The organism is Nocardia sp. NPDC046763 (assembly GCF_040645495.1).
Taxonomy (GTDB): Bacteria; Actinomycetota; Actinomycetes; order Mycobacteriales; family Mycobacteriaceae; genus Nocardia.
The window spans coordinates 1-6,682 of sequence record NZ_JBEYYI010000071.1 but is presented as its reverse complement, the minus strand read 5'-3'; the positions used below and the strand labels follow the sequence as shown (position 1 = coordinate 6,682).

At 67.2% G+C, this 6,682-nt stretch carries 8 protein-coding genes; 5 read left to right on the top strand and 3 right to left on the bottom strand.

Annotation, left to right across the window (positions count from 1 at the left end; translation table 11 throughout):
• From ABZ909_RS43240 to ABZ909_RS43220, 5 genes are all read left to right on the top strand, one after another.
• Positions 1–685: MFS transporter (locus ABZ909_RS43240; protein ID WP_357012245.1), on the top strand; the 685-nt coding region annotated here is incomplete at its 5' end.
• A 134-nt stretch (positions 686–819) separates the two neighbouring features.
• Positions 820–1,788, top strand: coding sequence for an RNA polymerase subunit sigma-70 (locus ABZ909_RS43235; RefSeq protein WP_357012242.1), 969 nt, complete (start codon positions 820–822; stop codon positions 1,786–1,788).
• A 68-nt stretch (positions 1,789–1,856) separates the two neighbouring features.
• On the top strand, positions 1,857–2,801 hold the full coding sequence (locus ABZ909_RS43230; protein WP_357012240.1) for an LLM class F420-dependent oxidoreductase: 945 nt from the start codon (positions 1,857–1,859) through the stop codon (positions 2,799–2,801).
• Positions 2,802–2,810: 9 nt separating this feature from the next.
• On the top strand, positions 2,811–3,689 hold the full coding sequence (locus ABZ909_RS43225; RefSeq protein WP_357012237.1) for an NmrA family NAD(P)-binding protein: 879 nt from the start codon (positions 2,811–2,813) through the stop codon (positions 3,687–3,689).
• Positions 3,690–3,908: 219 nt separating this feature from the next.
• Entirely contained in the window at positions 3,909–4,232 is a 324-nt protein-coding gene (locus ABZ909_RS43220; RefSeq protein ID WP_357012247.1) for a heavy metal-binding domain-containing protein, read from the top strand.
• A gap of 16 nt (positions 4,233–4,248) precedes the next feature.
• Here ABZ909_RS43220 and ABZ909_RS43215 read toward each other — a convergent pair whose 3' ends face one another.
• The 3 genes from ABZ909_RS43215 to ABZ909_RS43205 all read right to left on the bottom strand — a co-directional run bounded on the left by ABZ909_RS43215 (position 4,249) and on the right by ABZ909_RS43205 (position 6,363).
• Entirely contained in the window at positions 4,249–4,521 is a 273-nt protein-coding gene (locus ABZ909_RS43215; RefSeq protein WP_357012235.1) for a hypothetical protein, read from the bottom strand.
• 62 nt (positions 4,522–4,583) lie between these two features.
• Positions 4,584–4,763, bottom strand: a complete 180-nt coding sequence (locus ABZ909_RS43210; protein ID WP_357012232.1) for a hypothetical protein — start codon at positions 4,761–4,763, stop codon at positions 4,584–4,586.
• Between the two features lie 106 nt (positions 4,764–4,869).
• Positions 4,870–6,363: an amino acid permease gene (locus ABZ909_RS43205; protein WP_357012229.1), complete on the bottom strand. Its 1,494-nt coding sequence runs from the start codon at positions 6,361–6,363 to the stop codon at positions 4,870–4,872.
• Positions 6,364–6,682: the final 319 nt, after the last annotated feature.

Sequence of the window (6,682 nt, the reverse complement as noted above, 5' to 3'; positions counted from 1 at the left end):
GCTCGCGGCGCTCAAGAACGCCGGATTCTCGGACGCCACCCACCTTCAGGGCGGAGTCGCGCCGTTCAAGGCTCTTACCTATCCGGGCCTGCTGCTGGTGAGCGTGACCGCGCTGCTCTACAACTACGGCTTCTTCACCCTGCTCGCCTACACCCCGTTCCCGCTGAACATGGGCACCTATTCGATCGGGTTCATCTTCTTCGGCTGGGGCCTGCTGCTCGCCCTGTCCTCGGTGGTCTTCGCCCCGAAACTGCAGCGCGCCTTCGGAACCGTCCCCATGATGGCCCTCGCCCTGGCCCTGTTCGCGGCGGATCTCGCGGTGATGGCCATGTTCACCGACCACAAGCCGGTCCTCATCATCGGCACCGTCCTGGCGGGCCTGTTCCTCGGCGTGAACAACACCCTGATCACCGAGGCCGTCATGGAGGCCGCCCCCGTCGAACGCTCCACCGCCTCGGCCGCCTACAGCTTCGTCCGGTTCGCCGGCGGCGCCGCCGCCCCCTACCTGGCAGGCAAACTCGGCGAACACCAGGCCTCCCTCCCCTTCTGGGTCGGCGCCGCCTGCACCGCCGCCGCGGTCGCCGTTCTCTTCTCGGGTCGAAAGCTGCTGGCCCACATGGACGACCACGCCCCCGCGCCCCACAGCCAGGCGGAGGCGCAGGCCATCACCTTCGGCGAGGACTGATCCGTCCACACAGCGGACCGCATCCCACCGGGGGTGCGGTCCGTTCACATATCCGCACGTCGCCACCGCTGGCGATTACTTTCGACCATCCGGGTCGTCTGAATATCGACATCGCTACGTCCCGGGGAGCTGCCATGCCGTCGACCGTTTCCGGTGATCTCGATCGCGAAGAATTCCTGCGCGCCGCCGAGGCGTATCGCGGTGAGCTGATCGCGCACTGCTATCGAATGGTCGGCTCGGTGCACGAGGCCGAGGACCTGGTACAGGACACGTACCTGCGGGCCTGGCGGGGTTGGGAGGCGTTCGAGGGGCGGGCGTCGACGCGGAACTGGCTGTATCGGATCGCCACCAACCTGTGCCTGACCGCGGTCACGAACAAGCAGCGCCGGGTACTGCCATCCGGATTGGGGCCCGCCGCGGCGGGATCCGGGCCCAGACTCGAACAGCTGTGGCTGGAACCGTTCCCCGACCGCTGGCCGGATACGGACCCCGCCGAGATCGTCGCCGGTCGGTCGAGTCTGCGGCTGGCGCTGGTGGCGAGTCTGCAGCATCTGCCGCCACGGCAGCGGGCCGTGTTCATCCTGCGGGAGGTGCTGGCCTACCCGGCCGCGGAGGTCGCCGACATGCTCGGCATGAGTCTCGCGGCGACCAAGAGCGCACTACAGCGCGCCCGCGCCAAACTCGACGAGGTGTCCCCACGAGCGGACGCAGTGATCGAACCGGATTCCCCGCACGCGCGGGCCCTGCTGGAGCGCTATATCGCCGCGTTCGAGAACGCGGACGTGGCCGGGCTCACCGAGCTGCTGCGCGACGACGCCATTCTCGAATCCACCGCGACGGGCCGCTGGCTGGCGGGCAAGACGCACTGCATCGAGCGGCTGCTGATCTGGGCTCGATCCGGGGAGTACCGGCTGTATCCGGTGATCGCGAACGGGCAGCCCGCGATGGTCGCCTACCGGGGCGAGCACGCGGACCCGGCGCTCACCGCGTTCGGCGTGGTGGTGCTGGCCGTCGACGACCGGCACGTCACCCACGTGACCGCCTTCATCGACCCGGGCATGGCGCGCCACTTCGGGTTTCCCGAGGTCGATCCGGGGCACTGAGGGCGGCGATTCCTTTCGCGGGCCGGCGTGGTCTCTATCCCGACCACCGCACGAAAGGAATCCTCGTCGTGAAACTCAGCCTGTACCTACCGACCGGCACCACCCAGGAATTCGCCGGTTACAGCGACCCGACCGCCGCCTTCGAAGCCATGCGTGAACTCGCGGTCGCCGCCGACGACTGCGGGTTCCACACCCTGTGGGCCCCGGACCACTTCATGCCCTTCGGACCACCCGGGGCCTATGTCTTCGAGGTCTGGACGACACTGTCCGCGCTGGCCCGCGAGACCCGGACCATCCGGCTCGGGCAAATGGTGACCGGCAACGGCTACCGCAATCCGGCGCTGCTCGCGAAGATGGCCTCGACCCTGGACGTCATCTCCGGCGGCCGCTCCACTTTCGGCATCGGCGCGGGCTGGTACGAGCAGGAGTATCAGGCCTTCGGCTACGACTATCCGGCCGCTCCCGAACGGTTGCGGCGGTTGGAGGAGGCGCTGCGGATCATCGCCTCGATGTGGACCGAACCCTCCACCACCTTCGACGGCGACTATTACCGCGCCGACGGTGTCGTGAATCAGCCTGCGGGAGTGCAACATCCGCACATTCCGCTGATGGTCGCGGGCGGCGGTGAGAAGGTGACCCTGCGGTTGGTCGCCCGTTATGCCGACCTGTGCAACGTACAGGAGCCGCCGGATGCGGTGGCCCGCAAATTCGAGATCCTGGCCGGGCACTGCGCCGCTGTCGGACGCGAATTCTCTTCCATCACAAAGACTTCGACGTCGTACTGCATCATCGCCGACACCGACGAGCAGGCGCGAGCGGCCGTACCGCCGTGGGCGCCGCTGGTATTCCCCGGCGACCTCGCCGACTACGGCCTGATCGGCACCCTCGACACCATCGCCGAACGGCTCACCGCCTACGAGAAGGCCGGAGTGGACGAACTCGTCGTCGGCTTCGGCAATGCCCTCGACCCGAACACCCTGCACACCTTCGCATCCGCATTCATCCAGAAGTGAGGTAGACCCATGTTCCTGCTCACCGGAGTAACCGGCGCGGCCGGTTCCATCGTCCTGCGCGAGTTCGTGAAACAGCAGGTCCCGGTTCGCGTACTGGTGCGCGACCCCGCCAAGGCCGTGCAGCTCGCCGCGGCGGAACCGACAGTAGAGGTCGTGGTCGGCGACATGCTGCACGCCGACACTCTCGGACCCGCCATGGAGGACGTCGACCGGGCGCTGATGATCTCCTCCCCGCGCGACCGCATGCTGGAAACCCAGTGCCGATTCATCGACGCCGCCAAACAATTCGGGGTGCGGCACATCGTGAAGTTCGGTGGCAAGGAATCCGGAACCACCTTCGATCTCACGGCTTTTCGCGGCACCCGCTGGCATTTGGAGATCGAGGCCTATCTGGAGGCTTCCGGCCTCGAATGGACGCATCTGCGCCCCAGCCAGTTCATGCAGAACTACCTGCCGGAGGCGCTGACCGGAGTCGACAGCGCCCGCCACGCGCTGGTCATGCCGATCGGTGCGAGCAGACTGGCCCCGGTCGACATCCAGGACATCGCCGAAGTCTGCGTCGCCATGATGCGAACCGAGGGCATCGAAGGCCAGGCGTTCGACATGACCGGCCCCGAGGCCCTCACCTCCACCGAGATCGTCGAACGGCTTTCCGCCGCAACGGGAACCACGTTCACCTACGAACTCGTGACCCGCCGGCGCAAACGCGAGCTGCACGCCGAGCAGGGTCTACCCGGCCCGGTCATCGACCTGCTCGACGAGCTCTACGCCGGCCGCGCCGGATCCCCCGAAGCTCACATCGACGTGTCCACCCACGAACGCTTCGGCGTCACCCCCACCACCTTCGCCGAATTCGCCCGCCGCAACGCCCCGGTATTCACCGCCTGACCCCGGGCAAACCCGATGCGGGCCGCGCCATTCCGGTTCGGTCCGCGTTCGGGTCCACCCCGTACGATCCCGCTCATGAACCAACCGATGCCACCGCAACAGCCGTACCAGCAGCAGTACCCGCAGCAAGGCCAGCAGCCGTATCCCCCGCAGGGCCAGGCCCCCTACCCGCAGCAGGGCCAGCCGCAACCGCAGCAGCAGCCGGGCCCGCAGTTCCCGATCCTGGTCTCCACCATGAACGATGTCCCGGGCCAGGAAATCGTCAAGGTGATCGGCGAGGTCGCAGGGCTGACCGTCCGCAGCCGCGGCCTGGGCGCCAACTTCGCGGCCGGATTCCGCGCCCTGGGCGGCGGCGAGATCCACGAGTACACACAGCTGCTGTACCAGTCGCGGCACGAGGCCATCATGCGAATGTGCCAACATGCCATGGCCTATGGCGCGAACGCCGTGATCGCCATGCGCTTCGACTGCAACGAGATCGCCAACACCATGAGCGAGGTCGCCGCCTACGGCACCGCCGTCGTCGTCAAACCCACGCAGTAGGCACCGGGCTCGGGAGCTATCCCTCCTTGCCGAGGATCTCGGTTATCGAGCTCGCGGTGAGCGAGCGATCGAACCAGGCATCGAGAGTATCCAGCTCACTGCACGATTCGATGCGCTGCCGAGCCTCCTGCGACACCTCGATGCCGCGCGCACGCAGGCTGCGGAGTATCGCGTCGACGAGGGTCTGGACCCGGCCTTCGACCCGGCCTTCGACCCGGCCTTCGACCCGGCCTTCGGCACGGAGCCGCTGGGAAGTCTCGGAGCGGAAGAACGAGAGATCCACGGTCATCAACTGCCTCCATGTCTGTGCGGCATCTTCATCGATGCTCTGTAGCGCAGTGGCCAGCGCTTTCAGTATCGGACCGCGATACTGGCGTCGTTGGCGTGAGTGATGGCGGACAGGGTCGCGAGCGGGACATCACCGGCCGCGATGCACGGATCCGGGCTGTTGCCCAACCCGAGTTCGGTGAGTTCGGCGAAGATCAGAGCGCGGAAAATCCTGTGCATCGCTTCGTGTTTCGAGCTGACCATGAGTGGGACGGTAAAGCCGGTTCCCGAATGCATGTTCGAGAACCGGCTATCTCGACCGGAATCGCCCGATTCGTTGCGAGAATCGGTGCGGCGCACTGGATTCGGGTCAGTGGTGGAGGACCTCGACATCACGGACCGGCTTCTTGCGGCCGAATTTGGCGCGCAGGGGGTAGATCGCCATGACTGCCAGGAGGCTGATGGTGGAGGCGATGAGCTGGTTGCGCTGGTCAGGGTTGCGGGCCATGGCTACGAAGACAGCGAAGAGGGCGATGATGACGGCCCAGCTGATGTAGGGGTAGCCCCACATGCGGTAGGTGAGGGCGGAGGGGTCTTCGCGGCGGAGGCGGGCGCGAAGTCGCAACTGGGAGAACATGATCGCCACATAGACGAAGGCCAGGACGACGCCGATGGAGTTCACCAGGAAGGTGAAGACCTTGTCGGGTGAGACGTAGGAGGCGATGACCGCGCCCCAGGCGGCGACGGTGCCGAGCAGGACGGCCCGGGCGGGGACGCCGCGCTTGTTGAGCTTCACCAGGGAGGCGGGCGCGTCGCCGTCGCGGGTGAGGACGTAGAGCATCCGGGAGGAGACGTAGATGGCCGAGTTCAGCACCGACAGCACCGCGGTCAGGATGACGACCTGCATGATGGTGCCGGCGGCCGGAATCCCGATGTGCTCGAGTGCGCTCACGAACGGGCTCGTCAGCACCTTGGCGTCGTTCCACGGCAGGATGGTCACCACCAGGAAGATCGAGGCCACGTAGAACAGGCCGACCCGCCACAGCACATTGTTGGTGGCGCGGGCCACCGCCGGGCCCGGTTCCTTGGATTCCGCGGCCGCCACCGTCACGATCTCCGTACCGCCGAACGCGAACATCACCACCACGATGGCGGAGAAGACGCCGCCGATCCCGTTGGGCGCGAAGCCGCCGTGCCGGGTCAGGTTGGCGAAGCCCGCGTCCGAACCCGGCCACAGCCCGAACACCCAGGCCAGTCCGATGGCGAGGAAGGCCACGATCGCCACCACCTTGATGGAGGCGAACCAGAACTCGAACTCGCCGAACGACTTGACCGACACCAGGTTGACCGCGGTCATGACGACCAGCAGCCCGGCGGACAGGATCCACTGGTCGAGATCGATCCAGTTGCCGAGAATGGCGGCGCCGGCCACCGCCTCGGCCCCGACCAGGATGACGTAGAGGTACCAGTACAGCCAGCCGACGGTGAATCCGGCGAACGGTCCCATGGCCATCCGCGCGTACTCGCCCATGGATCCGGCGACTGGGCGGGCCACCACCATTTCGCCGAGCGCCCGCAGCACGCACAGCACGACGAGTCCGGCGCCCGCGTAGGACAGGATGGCGGCGGGTCCGGCGGTCTCGATGACCGAGCCGCTGCCCACGAACAGGCCCGCGCCGATCGCGCCGCCGATGGCGATCATCGTCATGTGCCGGCGCCGGAGTCCGGCACGCAGTCCCGGCTGTCCGTCGCCGCCCGGTTCCGTCAGCTGGGCACTGCCGGGTTCCGGCTTCAGGACGCTGCCGGGTTCCGGCTTCAGGACGCTGCCGGGTTCCGGCTTCAGGACACTGTCGGGTTCCGACATCTGACCGCCACCTTCTTGCGTTGCTCGAGTGTTGCTCGAACACCATATCGGGCCTGGTCAGGCGGGGAAAATCGCCGGTCGGGCCCCGGTTTCCCGGGCTGCCGCCGATACGCGAAACCCGCTCCCCGACAGCGGTTTACCCACGGGCGTACCGTCGGAAGGTATGACCGAGACACAGCGTGGCCGGGTACGCGTCGAACCGAGCGCCAAGCGGGTTCGCGCCTAACCCGCCGCCACCCATCATCCGGTCGCCACCCATCATCCGGTCGCCACTCACAAACCCGCGGCCACTCATAGACCGGTCGAGGAACCGGAGGAA

Bases quoted from the DNA above. Each gene is read 5' to 3' on its own strand.
- ABZ909_RS43235 (WP_357012242.1), top strand. From the start codon at position 820: ATGCCGTCGACCGTTTCCGGTGATCTCGATCGCGAAGAATTCCTGCGC.
- ABZ909_RS43225 (WP_357012237.1), top strand. From the start codon at position 2,811: ATGTTCCTGCTCACCGGAGTAACCGGCGCGGCCGGTTCCATCGTCCTG.
- ABZ909_RS43215 (WP_357012235.1), bottom strand. From the start codon at position 4,521: ATGACCGTGGATCTCTCGTTCTTCCGCTCCGAGACTTCCCAGCGGCTC.
- ABZ909_RS43210 (WP_357012232.1), bottom strand. From the start codon at position 4,763: ATGGTCAGCTCGAAACACGAAGCGATGCACAGGATTTTCCGCGCTCTG.
- ABZ909_RS43205 (WP_357012229.1), bottom strand. From the start codon at position 6,363: ATGTCGGAACCCGACAGTGTCCTGAAGCCGGAACCCGGCAGCGTCCTG.